Source organism: Streptomyces sp. ISL-100, assembly GCF_018614615.1.
In the GTDB taxonomy this organism is placed as follows: domain Bacteria; phylum Actinomycetota; class Actinomycetes; order Streptomycetales; family Streptomycetaceae; genus Streptomyces.
In genome coordinates this window covers 15,900-37,393 of the sequence record NZ_JAGGOK010000068.1, presented here as the reverse complement: position 1 = coordinate 37,393, position 21,494 = coordinate 15,900, and the positions used below count along the sequence as shown (strand labels likewise).

Sequence of the window (21,494 nt, the reverse complement as noted above, 5' to 3'; positions counted from 1 at the left end):
AGTGATGTCATTGCGGTTCCCGCCGGTCAGCGACACGGCGAGCGGGATGCCTTGGCCGTCGACGAGGACGTGGTGCTTGCTGCCCCGGCCGTGCGCGGTCGACCGGGTTCGGTCCGCTTGTGGGCCCCGCCGAGCGGCCCTCACGTGGCTGGAGTCGATCACCGCCCGGGACCAGTCCAGCTGCCACCAGCTTCGGACCCGGCTCCGGCAGCAACGGCTCGATCAGCAACCACAGTTCGTCCGAAACGATCCATGGTCGCGCATCCCTCTTCCCCATGGACAGACCAACGAACATCCAAGCCGACAGTCACACCGTCAAAGGCTTCTGTCAGGACCACTTAAGGGGTGTTGATGACCATGCCGTGCGCGAGGAAGATCGCGGTCTCGTTGGCATCGGTGCCCACCGGCATGTGCACGGTTTCCAGAGCCCCTCCGGCTGGCCCCGGACCAGTTCGCCGATCTGGTCACCGCCCCGCGCCTCGGCGGCTGCCACGATGGCGTTTCCCTGCATCTTCATCTGGAACGTTCCGGGGTGCGCCGAGATCAGCCGCGCGTAGGCGTTCGCCATGACATGGAGGGCCAGCTCCCCGCGCTCCACCCCTTTGGCCGCACTCTCGAAAGCCAGGCGGGTGTGTTCCATGCTCCGCGTCCAGGCGGCGACGAAGATCGCCGTCTTGCCCGAGAGCCGGATGAGATGCGGTTGCGTAACACAACACGCTTGGCAATCGCCTCGGTAGAGAGGCCGCAGTAGCCCCTGAGCGCGAACTCGGCGATCGCTGCGAGGATGAGCCCTGCGCGGAGATCGTGCGGACCTGCGGGTCATCGCCGAGGTGGGCGTGGCCGTCACCGGTGCCGCGCTGGCCGCGCTGGACGCGCTGGCCGCGCTGGACGACGTCACGCGGCGCATGGCGGACGGTGTCGGGGACGCCGAGCACACGGCGGCCGGCGCGTTCGCTGCGACCAGCCTGCTCATGTCCCACGGCGGGCAGAGTGACCTCGCCGGCGTGCTCACCCAGGAACTCGGCCTCGGTCGCGGCGCGGAGGACGTCGAGGGCGACGTCACGGCGCTGACCGGCGTGACGCGGGACGAGGTCGAGCGCACCGCCCGTGAACTGGCGCTGGGTGCCTGGCACACGGTGCTAGTCGGTGACCTCGACGGGATCGGCCGCCGCTCCCTTCCGGCCGTGGGCGGCGCCGGCTGGGGCATCACCGGCCGGCCGTGAGGGCCCTTTCCCGGGCCCGGGGTAGTCGTCGCTGTCGAAGCGGTACAGGGCCGGGCACAGCACCACGACGAGCACGGCACCCACCATGGAGAGCACACCGCCGGAGAAGACGGCCACCCGCCGGGAGAGCAGCGAGCCCAGCGCTCCGGCCTGTGCGTCCCCGAGGTACGGTCCGCTGCCCACCACCATGATGTACAGCGCGGACATGCGGCCCCGCATCTCCTCGGTGGTGACCGTCTGCACGATGGTCGAGCGGCACACGGCGCTGACGCTGTCGGCGGCGCCCGCGACCGCGAAACAGACGAGCACGTCGGCGAAGGCCGACATCGTCCCAGCGAGCGCGATGGCGCCGCCCCAGCACAGCACCGCCCACACCACGACCCGGCCCAGCCGACGCACCCGCGCCAGCCATCCACTGGTCAACGCGGCAACCATCGGCCACCATGCCCGCCGACGCCAACCGGGCGTTCGACATCGGCGGGCTGCCGGACGTCCTCACCTACCGGGGGATGATGCGCCGCTACGCCGCCGTCGCCGGACTGAGGCTGCGGCTCATCGTGCCGGTACCGATCCTCACCCCGCGGCTGTCGAGCCACTGGGTCGGTCTCATCACCCCGGTTCCCTCCTCCATCGCCCGGCCGCTGACGGAGTCGCTGCGGTACGCAGTCGTGTGCCACGAACACGACATCGCCCGGTACGTGCCCCCCGTTACCGGCTTCATTGGCTCCACAATGGGGCTCGGGCCTTCGGGTCCGGCATGACTTCCCCCCTTGTTTGTTGATGCTCCGGGGGCGGTGTCGCCGGGCCCGGACGCATCGACGGACCGCTGATGAGGGGCTTGAGCACCGGCTTCACCCGAGCCGGAAGAGCTCTCCGTAACGTGGATGTGGCAGCTCGGTGCCCTGGCAGGCCGGACGAAAGCGTGATGGAGGGGCCTGCACGTGATCGACACCGGCGACATCGACGTCTTGCTCGGCCTGGACGTCGGCAAGGGGCGAACACCACGCCACCGCCGTGACACCGGCCGGGAAGAAGGCGTTCGACAAGCGTCTGCCCAACACCGAACCCAAGCTCCGCGAGCTATTCGCGAAACTCCAGGCCAAGCACGGAACCGTGCTCATCGTGGTTGACCAGCCGGCCTCGATTTTGGCCCTGCCGCTGGCCGTTGCGAGGGACATGGGCTGCCTGGTCGCCTACCAGCCGGGGCTGACGATGCGGCGGATCGCCGACCTCTACCCCGGGCGAGGCTAAAACGGATGCGAAGGACGCGTTCATCATCGCGGACGTGCCCCGGGCGATGCCGCACACGCTGCGGGCGATCGACAGTGAGGACTGGACAATCGCAGAGCTGGAGATGATCGTCGGCTTCGACGACGAGCTGGCCAGCGAAGCCACACGGGTCGCCAACCGGCTCCACGGCCTGCTGACCCAGATTCATCCTTCGCTGGAGCGGGTGCTGGGGCCGCGGTTGCAGCACCCGGCCGTCCTGGCCCTGCTGGAGCGGTTCGGGTCACCGGCCCAGATCCGCAAGGCCGGCCGGCGCCGCCTGGTGACGCTGTTACGGCCGAAGGCCCCGCGGATGGCCGAACGGCTGGTCGAGGAGATCTACACCGCCCTGGACGAGCAGACCGTGACCGTCCCTGGCACGGACGCGGCCGCACTGATCGTCCCGAGCCTGGCCGGATCCCTGGCCGCCGTCCTTGACCAGCGCAAACTACTGGCCGGGCGGATCGAGGAACTCCTTGAGGCCCACCCTCTTTCGAAGATCCTGACGTCCATGCCGGGAGTCGGCGCCAGGACCGGAGCACGGATCCTGATCGAGGTCGGCGACGGCAGCACCTTCCCGACTGCCGGACACCTCGCCACCTACGCGGGTCTCGCGCCGGCGACCCGCAGTTCCGGGTCGTCGATCCGCGGCGAACAGCCCTCCCGGAGGGGAAACAAGCAGGTGAAACGGGCCTTCTTCCTCGCCGCCTTCGCCGCCCTCGGGGACCCGGCATCGCGGGCCTACTACGACAAGAAGATCGCGCAGGGCAAACACCACACCCAAGCCCTCCTCTGCCTCGCCAGACGACGTGCCGACGTCCTCTTCGCCATGCTCCGCGACGGCACCATTTGCGAACCCCAACCCGCGCGATCAGCTTGAACAGACACCACGCTGGAAGGGCTCACGAACCGGCGGAGCTGGGAACTCGCGGTACTCGTCCAGGAGCCGGAAGAAGGCGTCCAGGGGAGGCTCTCCAGGCAAGTGCTCCGCGATCGCGGCGTCCCACCCGGTCGCCATCGACCACCCACGGGTCCGGCTGAGCCAAGAGGCGAACCCTCCACTCCCACGGTGAAACTCGAACGTCTCGTCGACATCGTGGACCTGAAGGGCGAGGTGATACCCGAACATCAGCACCGCCAGTTCTTCCAACGAGCCGTTACGCACCCATGCATTCGGCCGCTGCCGAACAGCATCCAGCAGGTCATATACGTCCTGCCACCCTTCCACAGGCCGCATCTTCGACCTCTCGCCCGCCCTCACCGCATCCTCCTCCAGCCAGCTGGTCTCACCGGCAAGCCAGCCCGCCACCTTGACCAACTACATAGGGCCCCCGGGCCGGCCACTGCCGTTCGACGAGGCGCTGGCCTTGGCCCTGCGCAAGGTGCGGGATGCCCATGCGCCACCCGCTGGTCGTCAGCGGCCGTACCCGGCGCGCCCAGCGACCCGCTGCCCACCGACCCCGACTGGGCCGGCGGGAGCCTCTACCAGGACGAGCGACAACTGCTTGTCGACGCGTCCCGGAGGTCGCTGTGGAGGGTGATCGAGGGCATCGGCGGCGACAACGGCTGGTATTCCTCCCCGCTGGCCTGGGCGGTCCGCGGCTGGCTGGACCGGATTGTCGGTGGTGTCGGCCTGCGCCGCGGGCGACGGGACGCCAAGCGCCTGCGGATCGGCGACTTACTGGACTTCTGGCGGGTCGAGGAGATCGAGCCAGGCCACCTGTTGAGGCTGCGCGCGGAGATGCGGCTCCCGGCCTCGCGTGGCTGGAGATGTACGCCGAGACGGACGACGAGGACCGCACCCGCTACCGGCAGCGCGCTCTGTTCCATCCGCGCGGCCTGCTGGGCCACGCCTACTGGTGGAGCGTCTCCCCGTTCCACGCCGTCGTCTTCGGCGGCATGGCCCGCAACATCGTCCAGGCCGCCAAATGCATGAGCGCACACGGGGGCGCATCGCACACCGGCCGCAGGACCGCTTGGCACCACGAAATTCTCCGGCAACCTGCCACACCCGCGCAGCCAGGAGACCCTCTGAGCAGCGGCGCAAAGCGCTTGACAGCCCATCAGACGAGCGCCAAATGAGCGTCAAGATGTCGCCCGTAACGCCCACATCGCACATAATACACATGACCCGAACCCGCAGGTCAGACCGTCTTTGCGGCCGGTTCAAGGATCGCAACACACTCTACGTGGTGCGTCATCCGGAAGATGTTCAACTGAGGCCTCACGAGAGAACTTACAGTTCAGAGGCTCCTTAGAGGCAGAGGATCGGGCAAGCCCTGGGCGCCCCGTGCGTTCTATATGCGTCACTGCGCCCTTGTTCGACAAAACCGAGTGGGCAAACGCCCATTTTTTTATAGCGTGGGGTCCATGCCTCAAAGATTCATACGCCTTGCCGCCCCGTTAGCCGCACTCCTCGGGCTGCTGCTGGTGACGGGCACGCCGTCCGCGTCCGCGGCCCCTGCCAAGCCATCCGTACCAGCCGCCACCACCGGCCCCGAGCTGCCCGCGCCGACAGGCAACCGCTTGGTGGGCAGCAGGACGCTCCATCTGAAGGACACCTCACGCCCCGACCCGTGGAAGCCGGACACCGACTTCCGGGAGCTCATGGCCACGGTCTGGTACCCGGCATCCCGCCCCTCGGACCGCACGGCTCCTTTCATGTCCGCCCAGTTGTCGCAGGCGGCCTTCGGCACGGACGCGCTCAGCACCGTGCGCACCCACGCGACCGTTGACGCGGTCCCGCTGCCCGGGCGGCGCCCGCTGGTCGTCCTGTCCCCCGGGTTCGGCATGAGCCGCGCCTCTCTGACGGCGCTGGCCGAGGACCTCGCCTCCAAGGGTTACCTGGTGGCCGCGCTGGACCACACCTACGAAGCGGTCGTCGAATTTCCCGGCGGCCGCCTGGAGCCCTGCCTGGACTGCACCGGCCAGGGCAGCGCCGACGTCGTCCGCAGCCGCGTGCAGGACCTGCGTTTCCTCCTCGACCGGCTGACCGGTCCCCGCTCCGGATTCCTGGTCGACCGCTCCGAGATCGCCGTCGCCGGTCATGCCATCGGCGGTGCGAGTGCCGTCGAGATCGCGGGCCAGGATCCGCGTGTCACCGCCGCCGTCAACATGGAAGGCAACTTCCTCACCCCGCCGCCCGCGCGACCGCTGACGCGGCCGGTGCTGCTGATGGGCGCCCAGTGGCCCACGGCCGACGGGACTCCGGCGGCCAACTGGACCGAGCGCTGGGCCGGTTTCGCGGGCTTCAAGCGCTGGCTCAGTGTTCCCACCGCCGGCCACATGTCGTTCAGTGACGCCCACTGGCTGTACGAGCAGTTCGATCTGACCGACGTGATCCCGCCCGTCCTGGTTCCGGCCATGTTCGGCACCATCTCCGGCGAGCGCGGCACCGAGATCACCCGCGCCTATGTCGGCGCCTTCCTCGACCTGCAGCTGCGCGGCGTACCGAGCCCGCTGCTCGACAAGCCCTCCGCGCGTTTCCCCGAGGTCGGGTTCGTGCGGCCGTAGCGGATCGCGGCTCCCGCCGTACCGCCCACACCAGCCGGCCCGCATGCGCCCGAGAGGGCGGATGCGGGCCGGCTCGCCGCGGAGCCCTGCGGCGCCTACTGTCCGGGCCGGTCGGCGACGACGATGCCGTAACCGAATCCGGCGGCCTCCAGGCGCTGGACGATGTTGTCGAACTGGCCCACGACCTGAGCGCCGAACCGCCGCGTGAGCGACTCGCGGTCGTCCGCCAGCCGCTGACGCATGCAGTCCATGGTCCGGGCCACCGTCCGGTCGCTGACGTCGCTGATCTCGACGGGGGTCAGGCCGGCCTCCTCCAGGAGGAGCGGATAGTCCTGGAGCGGCATCAACTTGCCCATCAGTACGGCGTACTGTGGCGCGTCGGCCTGCTGCGCGCCACCCGATGAAGCGGCCCGGTCCAGGAAGTCGGTGAGGGCGAGGCGCCCGCCGGGCCTCAGGACGGCTGCCGCCTGCCGGAGCACGGCGAGCCGGTCCGGCATGGCCATGATCGACTCGAAGAGCCAGACCGCGTCGAAGGACTCCGGCGCGAAGTCGAGGTTCCCGGCGTCCGCGCAGCGGAAGCTCACCCGGTCGGCGACCTGGGCTTCCCGGGCCTTCTCCGCGGCCAGCCGGACCTGGGCCGGGCTGTTGGTGATCCCGACGACCACGGCGCCCGTCGCCTGGGCGAGCTGGATCGCCGGAGCGCCCGTCCCGCAGCCGATGTCGAGGACCCGGTCCCCCGGGCTGATCTTGATCCGTTCCGCCATGAGCCCGGTGAGCCGCCGGGAGGCCTCGGCCATCGTCGCGGGATCCGACGGGGACTCCCAGTAGCCCATGTGCAGGCTGCCGCCCGACAGTTCGGCGAGGAACTCGCTGGTGTCGTTGTAGAAGCCGTCCTCCGCCTCCTGCTGGGAGAGACCCTCCGCCGACACCCCAGAACCGCTTGTCATTTCCCCTCCATCGGGCTCGGCCGCGGCCGGCTGCCGCCCGGCCGGAGGCCGTCGGTCCGCCCTGGTCGTCCCATCGTCGTTGCCGGTAACACCGTCGTCCGCCTCGCCGCCACGCGCGGCGCGGTCAGCCGACCTGGTCCAGTACGCGCTGCTCGACGGCCGGGTCGAGCCCGCGCGTTGTCGCGCCCTGCCACGGCGGCTCGCCCTCGCGCTCCAGCCAGGACCAGCTGTCGGCCAGGGTGTCCCGGAGCGGGCGGCTGGTGTCGAGCCCGGCCCGGTGGGCGGCCGAGACGTCGACGTCGTTGATGCCGCCCCGCATGGCGGCGGGCAGCCACAGCGGGATGTCGACGTAGGGACGGACCCCTGCGGCCAGGAGGTCGTCGTCGGGGACCCAGACCAGCTCCGCGTCGGAGCCGGTGACTTCGCGCATCGTCTCCAGCAGCTCGCCCATCGTGCAACGGCCGTGCACACACACGGTGTTGAAGACGCCGCCGACGCCGCGCTCCGCCGCGTCCAGCAGCCATGGCGCGTGGTCACGGACGTCGACGTACTGGAACGGGTCGTCCGCGCACCCCGGTGCCAGCACCCGCCCGCCGCGGTGGATGCGGCGCAGCCACCAGGTCAGCGAACCGACGTCCTCGTACGGGCCCAGCATCGGCCCGGGGCGGGTGATCAGTGAGCGGTCGGCGAAGGCACGCTGTACGGCGAGCTCACAGCCTCGCTTGGCGACCGGGTAGAAGTTGTCGGCCTCGTCGTCCGGATCGCCGTCGATCGTGGCCGCGCTCTCGTCGGCGCCGACCGGCACCGGCGGCCGGTACACCACCCAGCTGGAGACGTACGCGTAGTGCCCGGCCCGGTCGGCCAGTGGCGCGCAGGAGTCGCTCAGGACCCGGGGGGCGCCCGTCCAGGTGTCGATCACCACGTCCCATTTGCGGCCGTCGACCGCGTGGGCGACTGCCTTCGGATCGGTCCGGTCGGCGATCAGCGACCGGATGTCCGCGGTGGCCGGGCGGCTGCCCCGGTTGAGGCTGCTGACCTCGTCACCGCGCTCCAGCGCGGCGTCGACGATGCTGCGTCCCACGAAGTGCGTTCCACCCAGTACCAGAACTCTCATGACGCCCCTTCCAAGGAATCCGATACGTGCCCAGGTCCGCTACGTGCTCAGGTCCGCGGCGCGGTGCATGCGAGACGCGGCCACCCGACCGGATACCGGATGGGTGGCCGCGGGGTCCGGCTCCGCCGGCGACGCTCCTTCGGCCTCGGGCGTACCTGCCGGGGCGGGTTCAGGCACCGGTGCGTGCCGCGGTGACCGCCACCGTCGCGTAGTTCATCGTAAAGCTTCCTCCCAGGGCGTCGATCGCGGCCCCGGCGCCTTCGAGCACCTCCGCCATCTTGTCCGCCGGGAGCCGGGTGAAGGCGCCCAGCGTGGGCATCTGGTCCAGCCACGCGTCACGGCTGTAGGTCCACTCCCAGTCGAAGCGCCACTGATCCGGCTCGCCGAAGCCGCTCACCTCGCGGATCCCGTCGGAGGTCTTGGCGAAGAACGCCTGGTACCCGTCCATGGCGCCCGTGAGCATCGCCCGGAAGTCGAACGGCGCGTTGGGCATGACCCGCTGGCAGACGTCGGCGATCGTGTCCGCCATCTCGGAGGGGAACTGGAAGACGTTCCAGAAGGCCGCCAGACGGCCGCCGGGCCGCAGAATCCGCGCGGCCTTGCTCGCACCCGCGACCGGGTCGACCCAGTGCCAGGCCTGAGCGGCCACGACCGCGTCGAAGAGCCGGCCGTTCGGCTCCCAGTCCTCGAACGTCGCCACGTCGACCTCCAGGCCGAACTGGCGTGCCAGATCTGCCAGTCGCGTGTCGGGCTCGACCCCGAGCACGCCGCAACCCGCCTTCTGGAACTGGCGGGCGGCGATGCCGGTGCCGGTGCCGACGTCGAGGACCTCGCGGCCGGAGCTGCGGGCGACGATCTGCTCCACCATCGGCTCGGGGTAGCGGGGCCGAGCCCGGTCGTACCGTTCGGCGTCGGCGCCGAACGACTCCGCCACCTGGCGCTGCTGGTGCACTTCACTGTTTGAGTTAGTGGGCATGCGCCCACTCTAGGTGGGCACATGCCCACTCGTCAACTCGACATGGGCGCCCGGCCCGACCGGCCGTCAGCCTCGGCGCGCTCCGCCAAAGGCCCCTCGGGGGCGGCCGCGACCACGACGCCGTAGCCGAACCCGGCCTTCTCCAGGAGGGGAAGGACGGACTCGTACTGCGCCACGACCTGGCTCCCGTACTTGCGCACGAGTTCCTCGTGGTCGTCGGCGAGCTTCTGCCGCAGACAGTCGAGGGTGCGGGCCACCGTGTGCTCGGTGACGTCGGTCCGCTCGACCAGTACGAGACCGGCCTCCTCCAGGAGCGTGGAGTAGTCCTCCAAGGGGATGGGCTTGGCCACCAGCGAGGCGCGCCCGTACTCCCGCGAGCGCTCGGCCAGATCGCCCACCGCCTGCTCCATCGGGGCCGGCGCGGGGTCCCGGTCCAGGAGGTCGGTAAGGGCCACCCGCCCGCCGGGCGCGAGCACCCGAGCCACCTCGCGCAGCGCGCCGAGCCGGTCCGGCAGATGGAAGATCGACTCGATCATCAGAACGCCGTTGAACGAATCCGCCTCGAAATCCAGGACGGTCGCGTCCGCACACGTGAAGGACACCTGGTCGCCCAGCCCCGCCTCGCGGGCGCTGCGTACGGCGGCCTCGATCTGCACGGCGCTGTTGGTGATACCGACGACCCGCGCGCCCGTCGTTCGAGCGAGCCGGATGGACGGCGCGCCCGAGCCGCACCCGAGGTCGAGGACCCGGTCCCCCGGCTTCAGCTCGAGCTTCTCCGTGAGCAGATCGGTGAGTTGCCGGGAGGCCTCGGCCATCGTCGCCGGGTCGTCCGGGGACTTCCAGTAACCCTCGTGCAGGCTCCCGCCGAACAGCTCGGTCAGCAGACCGCTGAGATCGTTGTAGAAGCCGGCCACCTCCGTCGACGGCGGAGCCTCCCCAGCCTGTGCCGACGCGCCGGGAGCAGTTGTCTGATCAGTCATCAGGTCATCCTTTTCGCGATCGGGCAGAAGAGACGTGGGGCGAAGGTCACCAGGTGACGGGCAGCGCCTGCATCCCGCTGATCAACCGGCCCTGGGCGTTGGCCAGTCCCTCGGCGGGTACGGCCAGACGCAGTCCAGGGAAGGCGGCAAGCACACTTTTGAACGCCACCTCCAACTCCATCCGGGCCAGTTGGGCCCCCAGGCAGCGGTGGGCGCCGTACCCGAAGGTGACGTGGCCGTCGGCGTTCTCGCGGGTGATGTCGAACCGCTCGGGCCCGACGAACGCGTGCGGATCGAAGTTGGCGCCCGGCAGACTGGCGAACACCACACTCTGCCCGGGGATCACCACACCGCCGAGTTCGACGTCGCACGTGGTGGCGCGCACCTGTCCGGCGTTCTCCCGGGCGCTCAGCGGCGCGTACCGCAGCACCTCCTCCACGGCGGCGGGGACCAGCGTGGGGTCGGCACGCAGCGCTTCGAGCTGGTCGTGGTTGTCCAGCAGGGCCGCCAGCCCCTTGCCGAGCTCGGTCGCGGTGGATTCGTTGCCCGCCATGAGCAGGCCGCAGCCGAGGTGGACCAGCTCCTCCTCGCTCAGCCGGTCCTCCTCGTCGCGGGCCGTGATCAGCTCCTGGAGCAGGCTGTCGTCCGGGGCGCGGCGCTTGGTGGCGACCAGGTCGGACATGTAGGAGATCACCGCCTCAAGCGCCTTCAGCGACTCCCCGGGCGGATAGGCCGTGGTGGCCATCACGCGGTCGGCCCAGCCGCTGAAGCGCGCCCGGTCCTCCTGCGGAACCCCGAGGATCTCGAAGATCACGGTGAGCGGCAACGGACGGCACAGGCCCGCGACGAGGTCGGCCGGCGGGTCGGCGGCGACGAGCGGTGCGATCAGCTCGTCGGTGATCTGCTGAATGCGCGGCCGCAGGGCACGGATCCGGCGAGCGCTGAACGCTCCCGCCACCAGGCGGCGCATCCGGGCGTGCCCTGGTCCGTCGAGATCGTTGATACCGGGCTTCGCCAGAACTGCCGACGGAACGACTACCGCGCCGATCCGCCGGGCCTCGGCGCGGCTGAACCGCGGGTCGGACAGCACGGTCCGGACCTCCGCCATCCCCGTGACCAGCCAGCCCTTCTGGCCGGACTCGGTGGTGACCTCGCGTACCGGCACCTGCCGCCACGCCTTGAGAACTCCGGCCGGCACCGTGTAGGTGTCGCGCCCGGCAGCCGCCGTCTGAGGGCACCCCGAGGGCATACCCGTAGCTGGCTTTGGGGGTATAGTGGGCATGCGCCCACCCTAGGTGGGCGCATGCCCACTCGTCAAACATTCCGCCTTCGGCGCCGCAGAAAACTAGGCCGGCAAGGACGGAAGGGAGGCACGATGCCGACAGGAACAGCGATCCGCGACGTTTCCCGGCAGCTGTTCGACGCCGCCGAGCGAATCCTGCTGCAGGGCGGCCCGAACGCGCTCACCAGCCGTGCGGTCACCTCCGAGGCGGGCTGCGCCAAGGGCGTCCTGCACCGGCACTTCGCCGACTTCGACGCCTTCCTCGCCGCGCTCGTACTGGACCGCATCGGCCAGCTCCGCGACCAGGCCCGGACGCTGCGCGCCGCGGCCGGGACGAGCACCGTCGCCGACAACCTCACCAAGGCGCTGACGGACCTGTTCGGATCGGTCGCCGTGGCGATCGTCAGCCTCGTCACCGCCCGGGACGAGCTGCGCACCCGGCTGCACCAGGCCGGATCCTCGGGCGTACCGATCCTGACCGAGGCCACCGCCATGATCGCGTCGTACCTCACCGCCGAGCGCGAGCAGGGCCGGGTGGCGGCCGACACCGACGTCGACACGATCGCCCTCACCCTGATCGGGGCGGGCCACCTGCTGTTCGCCGGCCGGCAGGGCGCCGCGCCCGAGACCGGCGAGGTCCACAAGGTCGTGACCTCGATCATCACCGACACCGCGCGTTGACCGCGACCCCGTCGCCCGGCCGCGCGAACACGGCCGGGCGACGGGGATGTTGACGAGTGAGCAGGCGCCCACTAACGTGCGGCGTATTCACTTCCGCGCTGACGCTCTCGGCGTGCCGCAGGCGGCACCGCCCGACCGGACGGCCGCGGATCCCGGCCCGGCACAGTGGCTGCCCGAAATCCAGAATCCGGCCGAACGCGCGGACACGGCGCTCCGCGTGACGTGTCATCACTGAGCGCTGCGCGAACTGCCGCTTCGGCCGGGAGAGACCGCCGGACCCGGAACGGATCCATCAGCCGACGGGGGATCACGCCCGCTGTCCCACCGGCCGCCGGACCACCAGGCCAGTTCGGTTCAGCATGTCCTGTGTCCTCCCGTCAGACCGAATCGGGGGCCAGTGAAATCCCAGCACATCACGGAACTGCTCGCTGGACTCGCGGTCGTAGTGCTCCTGGCACGGCTGCTGGTGCGGCCGCTGCTGCCCCGCCTGCGGACGGGCTCCGGCACCCTCGCGCCGGCCGGATTCGCGTGCGTCCTCGCGGGGCTGCTGCTGTCCGCGGGCGCGATGGAGTGGGCGAGCCTGCACTTTATCTTCGGCGCCTTCCTGTTCGGCGCCATCATCCCGCGCGAGCAGACGACGCCGCTGCGCGCGCAGATGCACGAGCAGCTCGGGAACCTCGGCCAGACCCTGCTGCTGCCGGTCTTCTTCCTCACCGCCGGTCTCAGTGTCGACCTGCCCGGGATCGGCCTGGGCGGCCTGCGCGACGTAGGCCTGATCCTCCTGGTGGCCATCGGCGGCAAGTTCGCGGGGGCGTTCCTCGCGGCCCGCGGCCACGGGATGCCGGCCCACCAGTCCGCGGGGCTGGCACCCCTGATGAACACCGTGGCCTCACCGAACTCATCGCCCTGAACGTGGAATTGAGCCTGGGGATCATGCCCCGCTCTGCGGGAGTGAGCACGAGAGGGGCGGCGGCCCGGCCGATCGCACGACCGGGCCGCCGCCCCTCTCGGGAGTACGCCTCTTCGGGACGGGCCGTCAGAGCTGGACGATCCCGGACGCGACCGCCCAGCCGACCAGCCGGGACTTGGTGGCCGCCCCGACGCGCAGCCGGGCGTCCCGCAAATGCTCGTCGACAGTGTTCTTCGAGATGCCCAGGCGGCGAGCGGTTTCCTTCGCGGTCAGGCCGAGAACTGCGAGCCGGACCACTTCGGTCTGCCAGGGGGTGAGTAGTTGGGTTGCTCCTAGCATGTCGCTCAACACCTCGCATTCACGTGCACATGAGATCGGGCTGTCCGTCGGATCCGGCGCGGGAGGGGGCGTCAGTAGGACTCCTTCGCGTTGAACCGGGCCGGCGCGTAGCGCTCGCCAGGCTTGGGCTGGTACTGCTCCCAGCGGGCCTCGTTCCCGGCGGGCGTATCGCCGAGCACGACGACGCGCAGGCCGGTGCGGCGCTCCTGGTAGTCGTCGACGGCGTAGTGCTGCGTGACCCGGTTGTCCCAGATGGCGACGTCGCCCTGCCGCCACTGGTAACGACAGGTGAACTGCGGCGAGGTGGCGAACTCGGTGAGGTACTGCAGGAGCGCGTCGCTCTCGTTCCGGCTGAGCTGCGGGATGTGCGAGGTGTGGGCCCGATTGACGAACAGTGCCCGGCGGCCGGTCTCCGGGTGGACCCGGACGACGGGGTGCTCCGCCCGGCTCTCCAGCCCTGGAATACGGATGGCGTGGACCGCGGTGAGTCCGCCGAGCAGGTCCCGCAGCGGGGCGGACAGGGCCTCGTAGGCCAGGTACTGGTTCGACCACATGGTGTCGCCCCCCACACCGGGGCTGCGCACGATCTGCAGGATGGACCCGATCGGCGGGTTCGGCGAGTACGTCATGTCGGTGTGCCAGATCGGTATCTTGCCGTCCTGCTTCGAGTCGATGATCTGGATCTCGGGGTGGCCGTCCAGGTGGGGCAAGTACTGGTGGACCTCCAGCTCCCCGAAGCGGCGGCCGAAGGCGGTGCGCGACTCGGGCGACCACCCCTGCTGGTCCGGAATGAAGAGCACCAGGTGCTCCAGCAGTAGCCGACGCAGTTCGGCGAACTCGTCGTCGGTGATCTCCTCCAGGCGCAGGCCGTGGATCTCCGCGCCCAGCGCGGCGGTCAACGGACGGACGTCGAAGGCCGTCTTGAGTGTGTCCGACATCTTTTCAACCCTTCCAATGGTGTGGCTTTCCAGCCCCTGCGTGGATCCCTGCGCACCGCTGCGCGACCGCGGTTCATCTCGTGGCGACGAGCGGCCTCGCCACGCGGTCGGGCAGCACCCCGAGCTGGACGAGCCGGTCCAGCGCGCCGAGCGGGCGCATGCCGAGGCCGGACATGTTGTAGGTCGTCAGATAGCTCAGCCGGCCGCTCCTGGCCGTGCCGCGCAACAAGCACCGGCCGAGGACCCGCCCGCCGCGCGAGGTGCTGGTCATCATCCGGGCGGCGTTGTGGCTCATGCCGTGGATGTCCTTGATCCGCTCCAGGCGTTCCGTCTCGTAGGCGCGCAGCGCCCCGTCGACCGCCGTGCGGTCGGCGAGGTCCACCTCGGCGAGCCGGGGGGCGAGCGAGGCGGCGTCGCCGATGGCCGTGTTCATCCCCTGGGCCGCCAGCGGATGGACGCCGTGCGCCGCCTCGCCGATCAGTGCGATGCCGGGCCGCACCAGAGACGGTGCCCGGAACTGGAACACCGGCAGCAATTGCCTGCTGCCGAGGCCCTCCTTGAGCGCCGTCGCCAGCGGGCCGAGTGCGGGCACGTCCACGAGGAGCGCCTCGCACCACTGTTGCAGCCGCGCCCGGTCCGCCTTGCGGAGCTCGTCAGCCGCCACCTGGACGTAGACTCGTATCCGCTCGTCCGGCAGCGGATAGACCATCACCAGCCCGCGGTCCGTGACGTAGGAGGACACCTCTTCGGCCACCGGCAACGTTCCCGAGAGCTCGAACGACAGCAGCCGGTGACCGTACGCCACCGGGTCCGCCGTCATCCCGGACAGACGGCGCAGGCGGGACGACCTGCCGTCGGCGGCCAGCACCACCCGCGCACGGATGTCACGCCCGCTGCCGCCGCCGGTCCGCACGCCCGTGACGCGGCCGTCATCGCCCATGAGCAGGTCGTCGACCAGGACGCCGCGTTCCGAACGCACGGTGCCGCTCAGCGAATCGCCCAGGCACTCCAGGATCGTCGCGTAGTCGTGGGACAGCATCCAGGGGCGGTCGGTGTCGAGCCGGCCGAAGTCCATGGTGAGCAGCTCTGAGCCGTCGGCCCGCCGGGCGACCAGCCGCTTCAGCCGGACCGCCCGCCTGGCCTCCAGCGCCGGAAGCACACCCCAGCCGTGCAGGGTGTTCAGCGATCCCGGCTGAAGGACCTCGCCCTTGGCGACCGGGGGCTGGCGCCGCTGCTTCTCCAACAGCAGGACGTCGAGCCCGAAGCGGCCCAGTGCGCAGGCCGCCGCCAGGCCGGCGACCCCGGCGCCGCAGATCACGACGTCCGCGTCCACCGGGCCTGCTGTCTCGTCTCGCACGCTCATCGCGCCTCCCGTTCTTCACGGATGTCCGCCGCCAGCGCGGCCCGATAGCTTCCGAGCGCCTTCAGGGCGAGTCCGTTGACGATCAGGCCGTCCACGTAGTACGCGAAGTTCCTTATGTGCATGCAGATTTGGGCCGCCTGCCAGAGGCCGTCCGGCTGCTGCGCCGCCAGGATCCAGTCGGCCGCGCGCCGCACGCGCGGGTCGTCGGCCGGTACTCCCGAGGCGAGCAGCGCCCGCAGTGCCCAGGCGGTCTCCTCGACGGTCCCTGGGGTTGGTTCGTCGCCGAGCATTCCGGTCCGGCCCGGACCCCAGGAGCCGTCCGGAAGTTGGGCGCGCAACAGGGCCTCGCGGGCGCGCCGGGCCACCGCGTGGCCGGCGAGACCGGCACGGCCGAAAGCGACCAGTGCCATGGCGGTTCCCGGGGTGAGCCCTCGGTACCACAGCGCCTCGTACGTGCCGTCCGGCCGCTGCCGGTCGAGCAGCCAGTCCAGGGCCCGGCGCACGCCGGGGTCATCCGGACGGACCCCGCAGTCCAGCGCGACCTCGACGGACTGCGCGGTGACATAGGGGCAGGGGCCGTCGTTCGGCAGTGTGGTGTCCGGTACGAAGGTTCCCCAGGACCCGGCGCGATCCTGCCGGGACTGGAGCCAGCGCAGCCCGCGGCGCAGCCGGTCGCCGCCCTCCTCCTCGCCGGCGACGGCGAGCGCGGACAGTACGTTGGCGCTGTCCAGGAAGTTCGGCCAGCCACGGGGCCCTTCCCAGTCCCAGCCGCCGGGCGGCGCGTCGAAGACCGGGAATCCCTCCTCCTGTTGGCAGCCGCGCAGCCACTGCCGTGCCCGCACCAGGCGTTCGTCGTCGGTGTGGCCCGCGTCGGCCAGGCCGCGGGCCACGAAGGACCCGCCGATCAGGTCGAGGCCCTGCATGATGTGCCAGGAGCCGTCGGCCTGCGCGTTGGAGCGGAGGTAGTCGACGGCGTCGGCGATGGTCGCGGGCGGGGCCTCGGCGCAGCTGAGGCCGATGCAGACCACCGCGACCAGCCAGTTGTCCCCGCCGTAGCCACCGGGGTCGTTCTCGCCGCGCTCCACCTGTTCGAGCGCGTGCAGCCCTGCCTGCCGGGCCGCGCGGTGCAGGAGGCGGCCGAGTCCGGTCGGCGGGCTGTACCGGGCCTGGATGAACGCCATCGCGACGAACGGGGCGATGCGGAAGGACAGTCGGCCGCGCCAGAGCCGAGGGGGAAGCAGGAGCAGTTCGAGCGGGATGCGCCGGGAGCCTGTCAGCTCCCCGAGGCCCGCGAGGGCGAGGAAGTGCCTGGCCATGTGGGCCATGCCGGGGTCGGTGAGCGCCCGGACCCCGCCGTGCGAGCGCACCAGGTCCAGGGCGCGGCGTACGGGCTTGCGGTGTCCGTCCGGGTCCAGCAGGTGCAGGGTTGCGGCCGCGATCACGGTGGGGACGAGTTGGGTGGGGGCGCCGGCGACTCCGCCCCAGCCGCCGTCGGGGTTCTGGGCGGACAACAGCCACTGCCTCCCGCGATCGATCAGATCGCGGGAGCGCGCGGGGTCCGCGACGTGCAGGGCGCCCACCGCGCCGGCCGTCCCCAGGACGGCGGTGGGCCGCCGGTTGGGCCAGGAACCGTCGGGGCGCTGCAAGGCGAACAAGGTCTCGGCGGCATGCGTGATCGACGCCTCGACACGACTATCCACAGCTGAGCACACGGAAAACGTTTCTCCTTCTCTCACACCAGCGGTCGGTTCAGAAGGCGGGCTGCGCGCCGGTCCTCCGGTGCGAACTCGTGCTTGGAGCGCATCGCGCGCTGGACGCAGATGGTGAGGACGAGCAGCGGGGCGAGGATCCCGAGCGCCACGGCCGGCCCGAGGCCCGGCACGAGCAGGGCGCCCGCGAGGATGAGCCGTTCGGCGACCAGCACCTCGTGCGCGCGAAGGGCCGTGCGCGGGGTGAGCGTGTGTCCGGGTGCGAAGACCAGCCGGAAGGCGCCGCAGCCGACCACCGCGGCGAGCAGCACCACGAGGAGGTAGGCCGCACGGTCGCGCGGTACCGCCAGGAGCCCGGCCGCCGCGGTCGCGACCGCCAAGCCGTAGAGGGCGACGGCCGTACGCCCGGCCGTCCGCAGTCCGCGGCGTACGGCGAACGTGGCGTAGCCGCCTTCGCGGTCGCCGGCGACGTCGCGCAGGGTGCCGACGAGGTTGGATGCGGCGTCGTGCGACCAGAACACCACGACGAACACCATCAGTTCGGGCGGCGGGAACGGTACGGCCATCATCGTGCCGAAAGCGAAGGCCGCGCCGGTGAGGGCGCCGCGGAGGAGGTTGCCCCAGATGCCGCGCGCCTTGAAGAGGCCGTTGTAGGCCAGCGCCCCGCCGATGCCGACGGCCAGGAGCAGGACCGTCCGCCAGTTGACGGCCAGCGCGGCGGCGCACGCCGCGGCGGCCAGGAACGCGCCGCAGGCGAGCGCCGTCGTGGGCCGCATCCGGCCTGAGGGGATGGGCCGCTGCGGCTTGCTGATGGCGTCCAGCTCCCGGTCGAGATAGTCGCCGAGGTAGTGGGCGGCCGTCCAGATCGCCGTGGGGACGAACCAGGCGGCGAGCAGCCGCGCGGTCGGGTGCGGGTCGGCGGCCAGGGTCGCGCCCGCCAGCCCGACCAGGCCGGGGTACCAGATCGTGTACGGCCGCCAGGTGCGCAGGTGCGCGCCGAGCGCCCCGAGGACGCGGTTGTCCCCCATCTCAGAACGCGCGCCGGGAGGCGTAGCTTGCTATCTCGGCGAGGGTGTCGGTGCTCTCGCTCACCGGCAGGCGTGTGAGGCGTTCCTTGGCGTCGGTCACCAGTTGGGCGGCGAACTGCGCGGCCGCGTCCCGGCCACCGGTGGTCTCTACGATGGTGCGGAGCACGTCGAACGACTCCTCGGCGGGGAGCTCGCCGCGGAACACCTGCTCCAGTTGCTTGCGTTCACTGTCCGCGGCCCGCTGGTAGGACAGCAGGATCGGCAGGGTCGGCCGACGGTTCTCCAGGTCGCTCTCCTGCGGCTTGCCGATGAGCGCGGGGGTGTCGTCGGAGGCCAGGAGGTCGTCCCGGATCTGGAAGGCGGTGCCCAGCTTCATCCCGTACTCGCCGAGGGCGTCGACCCAGTCCTGCCGGTCGCCGCCCAGGATCGCCCCGATCCGGCAGGCCGACTCGAAGAGCGCCCCGGTCTTCAGCTGTGCCATCGTCAGGTACTGCTCCACGGTGCAGTCCAGATCGCCTACGAACTCGGACTCCAGCAGCTGCCCGCGGCACAGGCCCACCCCGGCCGTGGCCATGACCGAGGTCACGGCCACGATGTCGGCGTCCGAGACGCCGGCGGGCCGGGAGCCGGTCAGGGCGACGAAGGTCTCCAGGATCAGCCCGTCACCTGCCACGATGGCGGCGGGTACACCGAACTCCGCCTGGACGGAGGGGCGCCCGCGACGCATGTCGTCCTCGTCGATGATGTCGTCGTGCAGCAAGGTGGCAACGTGCAGGTACTCGATGGCGAGGGCCAGCTCGCTCAGCCCTTCCGCGGTGCCGCCGACACTTCGCGCCGATTCGAGGACCAGGAGTGGGCGCAGCAGCTTCCCGGCGGGGACCAGCGCGTACTCCGCGATTCTGCCGAGCTGGTCGAGGCGGCCGCCCCAGATGCCGAGCAGGTCGCGTTGCAGCGGGTCAGCGCCGGCCAGGAACGCGGTGAGGTGCGACCGGTCCGCTTCACGCGTCCCGCTATCACGCGTCACGTTTTCCGGCGTCACGTTGTTGACGATCGTCATCGCTCGTTCTTCCTTTCCCCAGGCATGCCGATGGTCGTGGTGAGGGTGCCGATGTCCGCGATCGCCACTTCGACCCTGCTGCCAACCAGCAGCGGGCCCGAGGCCGCGGGTGTTCCGGTGAGGATCACGTCCCCGGGCAGCAGTGTCATGTGCTCGCTGACCGCGGCGATCACTTCGGGCACCGGGGTGAGGAGGTCGCGGGTGCCGGCGCGCTGCACGGTCTCGCCGTCGACGGTGCAGATGATCTCGGCGTCCGCCGGGTCGAAGTCCGTGGCGAGCCAGGGGCCGAGCGGCGTGAAGCCGTCGAAGTGCTTCGCCCAGACGGCCGGGAATCCCGTCCGCCCCGCGTCTTCGGATCCGTCGGCGGACGGCTTCGCGTAGGCCGTGAGGTCGTTCGCGCAGGTGTAACCCGCCACGACCCGCGCGGCCCCGGACGGCGGGACCCGGGTGCAGCGCGTGCCGATCACGACGGCCAGCTCGGCCTCGTACTTCAGCTCCCATTCGGCTCCCGGGTGGCGCACGGTGTCCCCGGAACCGGTCAGTGAGGACGGGGGTTTGAGGACGACCGCGCAGGAGGCGGAGCCCGTGGGGCGCCGGTCACCGACCGGTGCGTGGCCGTCCGGTGCGCGGTTGAGCGCTAGGCAGGCGATCTTGCTCGGCTCGGCCGGTGGCAGGAGGGTGACCTCGGCGAGCGGACGCTCCCGTCCGGTGCCGTCCACCCAGCGGCCGGCTGCCCGGTCGTGCACCACGGGGACAACTGTGTCCCCGTCGATGCTCCGCTCCAGCCGTCCGTATCCGGGCCGGCCGCCCTCGGTATCGCTATCGATATATCGACAGATGAACATGCTAAGTTCCTTCCAGGCCGGTCGGCCGAGGCGGGACTTCATCAGGGGACCGGGCGGGGCCTCACCAGGCGACGGGCAGCTCCCGAAGCCCCAAGGTGACGTGGCCGCCGCGCCAGCGCAGGCTCTCGGCCGGCACCGCCAGGCGCAGGTCCGGGAAGCGCCGCAGGATCGTCGAGAACACCGTCTTCAGTTCGAGCCGCGCGAGGGCGGCGCCGAGGCAGTGGTGTGCGCCGTGCCCGAACGCGAGGTGCGGGTTGGGCTGCCGCGTGAGGTCGAACCGCGCGCTGTCGGAGAAGACGGTCTCATCCCGGTTGGCGGCGTTGAGGGAGACCTGGACCAGCTCGCCCACGCGCACGAGCTGCCCGCCCAGCCGGATGTCCTCGGTCGCCACCTGGACGCGGTTGAGGTCGATAACCGGCTGGTGACGGAGGATCTCCTCGATCGCCGGGTCCAGGAGCTCGGGATCCTTGCGTAGTCTGGCCAACCCGTCCCGGTCGCGGAGGAGTTCGAGCACTCCCGCGCTGATCGCGGTCTGCGTCGTCTCCAGGCCGCCCGCGAGGATGACGATGGCCAGGGAGACGAGTTCCTCGTAGCTGAGCCGGCCCTCCTCGTCGTGGGCGCGGACCAGGGTGCTCAGCACGTCGGCGTCCGGCCGACCGCCCTGCTTCAAGTCCGCGCGCTTGCGCTCGACCGTGCCGCCCACATATGTACTGAGCTCCTGCCAGGCCGACTGGTCGAGGCCGGCGACTCCCACCGTGGTGATCCGGTCGCACCAGCGGCTGAGCCTGTCGTGGTGGTCGGCCGGAAACCCCAGCAGCTCGCAGATGACGATGGCGGGCAGCGGCGCGGCGACATGGCGCACCAGATCGGCGGGCGGCCCTGCTTGCTCGAGGCCGTCGACCAGAGCGTCCGCCAACTCCTGCATACGAGGGCGCATGGCGTCGATCTGCCGGACGGTGAACGCCTTGGAGACCAGGCCGCGTAATTCGAGGTGCGGACGGCCATCCATGTTCACCGTGCGCATCCTGGCCCCGCCCGCGTCCGGATCGGCGGCCGGCGAGAGGTCCCGGGTGAAACCCGCACCGGAGAGCACCCTGCGCACGTCGTCGTGGCGGGTCACCAGCCAGGCGGTCCTGCCGTCCGGCAGGCGGACCCGGGAGACGGGGTCCTCGCGACGTAACCGGTCGAGTTCGGGCGGGAGTTGACCCCCGTGGTCGGCGGCACTGGGGTAATCGGCGACGTAATCCATGGGTGGAATTCCGATCTGCGCGCGTTCGCGGGGGAGCGCGCACCGAAGCAGCCCACGGCGTGGGACACCGCGAG

At 70.9% G+C, this 21,494-nt stretch carries 18 protein-coding genes and 4 pseudogenes; 7 read left to right on the top strand and 15 right to left on the bottom strand.

Going from position 1 to position 21,494, the window contains the following annotated elements; genetic code table 11:
- A pseudogene (locus J7E89_RS28900) lies at window positions 1-144 on the bottom strand (IS5/IS1182 family transposase); the annotation flags it as partial.
- A 692-nt stretch (window positions 145-836) separates the two neighbouring features.
- On the opposite strand from J7E89_RS28900, the gene J7E89_RS28895 reads away from it, so the two are divergent.
- A complete protein-coding gene (locus J7E89_RS28895) occupies window positions 837-1,223 on the top strand; it encodes a hypothetical protein (RefSeq protein WP_214977397.1) in 387 nt (128 codons plus the stop codon).
- Here J7E89_RS28895 and J7E89_RS28890 read toward each other — a convergent pair.
- Window positions 1,140-1,646: an MFS transporter gene (locus J7E89_RS28890; RefSeq protein WP_214977396.1), complete on the bottom strand. Its 507-nt coding sequence runs from the start codon at window positions 1,644-1,646 to the stop codon at window positions 1,140-1,142. The two genes, J7E89_RS28895 and J7E89_RS28890, sit on opposite strands and share 84 nt — an antisense overlap.
- Window positions 1,647-1,657: 11 nt before the next feature.
- On the opposite strand from J7E89_RS28890, the pseudogene J7E89_RS28885 reads away from it, so the two are divergent.
- From J7E89_RS28885 to J7E89_RS28865, 4 genes and pseudogenes are all read left to right on the top strand, one after another.
- Window positions 1,658-1,939: pseudogene (locus J7E89_RS28885) on the top strand (DUF2867 domain-containing protein); the annotation flags it as partial.
- Between the two features lie 225 nt (window positions 1,940-2,164).
- Window positions 2,165-3,369, top strand: a pseudogene (locus tag J7E89_RS28880) (IS110 family transposase).
- Between the two features lie 312 nt (window positions 3,370-3,681).
- Window positions 3,682-4,571: pseudogene (locus J7E89_RS28870) on the top strand (DUF2867 domain-containing protein).
- A gap of 288 nt (window positions 4,572-4,859) precedes the next feature.
- Window positions 4,860-6,002, top strand: coding sequence for an alpha/beta hydrolase (locus J7E89_RS28865; protein ID WP_214977395.1), 1,143 nt, complete (start codon window positions 4,860-4,862; stop codon window positions 6,000-6,002).
- A 95-nt stretch (window positions 6,003-6,097) separates the two neighbouring features.
- Here J7E89_RS28865 and J7E89_RS28860 read toward each other — a convergent pair whose 3' ends face one another.
- The 5 genes from J7E89_RS28860 to J7E89_RS42125 all read right to left on the bottom strand — a co-directional run bounded on the left by J7E89_RS28860 (window position 6,098) and on the right by J7E89_RS42125 (window position 11,217).
- Complete coding sequence (locus J7E89_RS28860) at window positions 6,098-6,949, bottom strand: cyclopropane-fatty-acyl-phospholipid synthase family protein (protein ID WP_214977394.1); 852 nt, start codon at window positions 6,947-6,949, stop codon at window positions 6,098-6,100.
- Between the two features lie 124 nt (window positions 6,950-7,073).
- Entirely contained in the window at window positions 7,074-8,063 is a 990-nt protein-coding gene (locus tag J7E89_RS28855) for an NAD-dependent epimerase/dehydratase family protein (protein WP_214977393.1), read from the bottom strand.
- A 169-nt stretch (window positions 8,064-8,232) separates the two neighbouring features.
- The gene (locus J7E89_RS28850; RefSeq protein WP_214977392.1) at window positions 8,233-9,039 is read right to left on the bottom strand and encodes a bifunctional 2-polyprenyl-6-hydroxyphenol methylase/3-demethylubiquinol 3-O-methyltransferase UbiG; all 807 of its coding nucleotides are present in this window, start codon (window positions 9,037-9,039) and stop codon (window positions 8,233-8,235) included.
- A gap of 32 nt (window positions 9,040-9,071) precedes the next feature.
- Complete coding sequence (locus J7E89_RS28845) at window positions 9,072-10,019, bottom strand: cyclopropane-fatty-acyl-phospholipid synthase family protein (RefSeq protein ID WP_214977391.1); 948 nt, start codon at window positions 10,017-10,019, stop codon at window positions 9,072-9,074.
- A 46-nt stretch (window positions 10,020-10,065) separates the two neighbouring features.
- Window positions 10,066-11,217: a cytochrome P450 gene (locus J7E89_RS42125; protein ID WP_214977390.1), complete on the bottom strand. Its 1,152-nt coding sequence runs from the start codon at window positions 11,215-11,217 to the stop codon at window positions 10,066-10,068.
- A gap of 177 nt (window positions 11,218-11,394) precedes the next feature.
- Between J7E89_RS42125 and J7E89_RS28835 the strand changes: the two genes are divergently transcribed.
- A complete protein-coding gene (locus tag J7E89_RS28835) occupies window positions 11,395-11,982 on the top strand; it encodes a TetR/AcrR family transcriptional regulator (protein ID WP_214977389.1) in 588 nt (195 codons plus the stop codon).
- A gap of 397 nt (window positions 11,983-12,379) precedes the next feature.
- Window positions 12,380-12,892 carry a cation:proton antiporter gene (locus J7E89_RS41210; protein WP_308315636.1) on the top strand — a complete coding sequence of 171 codons (513 nt, stop codon included), beginning with the start codon at window positions 12,380-12,382 and terminating at the stop codon, window positions 12,890-12,892.
- Window positions 12,893-13,018: 126 nt separating this feature from the next.
- On the opposite strand, the gene J7E89_RS28825 is transcribed toward J7E89_RS41210, so the two are convergent.
- From J7E89_RS28825 to J7E89_RS28790, 8 genes are all read right to left on the bottom strand, one after another.
- Entirely contained in the window at window positions 13,019-13,231 is a 213-nt protein-coding gene (locus tag J7E89_RS28825) for a helix-turn-helix transcriptional regulator (RefSeq protein WP_214977388.1), read from the bottom strand.
- A 71-nt stretch (window positions 13,232-13,302) separates the two neighbouring features.
- Window positions 13,303-14,169, bottom strand: coding sequence for a TauD/TfdA family dioxygenase (locus J7E89_RS28820; RefSeq protein ID WP_214977387.1), 867 nt, complete (start codon window positions 14,167-14,169; stop codon window positions 13,303-13,305).
- Window positions 14,170-14,242: 73 nt separating this feature from the next.
- Entirely contained in the window at window positions 14,243-15,532 is a 1,290-nt protein-coding gene (locus tag J7E89_RS28815) for an NAD(P)/FAD-dependent oxidoreductase (RefSeq protein WP_214977386.1), read from the bottom strand.
- Window positions 15,529-17,232 (bottom strand): prenyltransferase/squalene oxidase repeat-containing protein, encoded by a 1,704-nt coding sequence (locus tag J7E89_RS28810; RefSeq protein ID WP_308315635.1) that lies wholly within the window; start codon window positions 17,230-17,232, stop codon window positions 15,529-15,531. The genes J7E89_RS28815 and J7E89_RS28810 overlap by 4 nt, the downstream gene beginning before the upstream one ends.
- 32 nt (window positions 17,233-17,264) lie before the next feature.
- Entirely contained in the window at window positions 17,265-18,269 is a 1,005-nt protein-coding gene (locus J7E89_RS28805; protein WP_214977384.1) for a UbiA family prenyltransferase, read from the bottom strand.
- A 1-nt stretch (window position 18,270) separates the two neighbouring features.
- Window positions 18,271-19,326, bottom strand: a complete 1,056-nt coding sequence (locus tag J7E89_RS28800; RefSeq protein ID WP_214977383.1) for a polyprenyl synthetase family protein — start codon at window positions 19,324-19,326, stop codon at window positions 18,271-18,273.
- Window positions 19,323-20,171 carry a fumarylacetoacetate hydrolase family protein gene (locus tag J7E89_RS28795; RefSeq protein WP_214977382.1) on the bottom strand — a complete coding sequence of 283 codons (849 nt, stop codon included), beginning with the start codon at window positions 20,169-20,171 and terminating at the stop codon, window positions 19,323-19,325. Before J7E89_RS28795 ends, J7E89_RS28800 begins: the two co-directional genes overlap by 4 nt.
- A gap of 61 nt (window positions 20,172-20,232) precedes the next feature.
- The gene (locus J7E89_RS28790) at window positions 20,233-21,420 is read right to left on the bottom strand and encodes a cytochrome P450 (RefSeq protein WP_214977381.1); all 1,188 of its coding nucleotides are present in this window, start codon (window positions 21,418-21,420) and stop codon (window positions 20,233-20,235) included.
- Window positions 21,421-21,494: the final 74 nt, after the last annotated feature.

Coding starts and splice junctions, on each gene's coding strand:
- J7E89_RS28855 (WP_214977393.1), bottom strand. CDS start 8,063: ATGAGAGTTCTGGTACTGGGTGGAACGCACTTCGTGGGACGCAGCATC.
- J7E89_RS28865 (WP_214977395.1), top strand. CDS start 4,860: ATGCCTCAAAGATTCATACGCCTTGCCGCCCCGTTAGCCGCACTCCTC.
- J7E89_RS28800 (WP_214977383.1), bottom strand. CDS start 19,326: ATGACGATCGTCAACAACGTGACGCCGGAAAACGTGACGCGTGATAGC.
- J7E89_RS28790 (WP_214977381.1), bottom strand. CDS start 21,420: ATGGATTACGTCGCCGATTACCCCAGTGCCGCCGACCACGGGGGTCAA.
- J7E89_RS28815 (WP_214977386.1), bottom strand. CDS start 15,532: ATGAGCGTGCGAGACGAGACAGCAGGCCCGGTGGACGCGGACGTCGTG.
- J7E89_RS28835 (WP_214977389.1), top strand. CDS start 11,395: ATGCCGACAGGAACAGCGATCCGCGACGTTTCCCGGCAGCTGTTCGAC.
- J7E89_RS28825 (WP_214977388.1), bottom strand. CDS start 13,231: ATGCTAGGAGCAACCCAACTACTCACCCCCTGGCAGACCGAAGTGGTC.
- J7E89_RS28850 (WP_214977392.1), bottom strand. CDS start 9,039: ATGCCCACTAACTCAAACAGTGAAGTGCACCAGCAGCGCCAGGTGGCG.
- J7E89_RS28795 (WP_214977382.1), bottom strand. CDS start 20,171: ATGTTCATCTGTCGATATATCGATAGCGATACCGAGGGCGGCCGGCCC.
- J7E89_RS28805 (WP_214977384.1), bottom strand. CDS start 18,269: ATGGGGGACAACCGCGTCCTCGGGGCGCTCGGCGCGCACCTGCGCACC.
- J7E89_RS28845 (WP_214977391.1), bottom strand. CDS start 10,019: ATGACTGATCAGACAACTGCTCCCGGCGCGTCGGCACAGGCTGGGGAG.
- J7E89_RS28820 (WP_214977387.1), bottom strand. CDS start 14,169: ATGTCGGACACACTCAAGACGGCCTTCGACGTCCGTCCGTTGACCGCC.
- J7E89_RS28860 (WP_214977394.1), bottom strand. CDS start 6,949: ATGACAAGCGGTTCTGGGGTGTCGGCGGAGGGTCTCTCCCAGCAGGAG.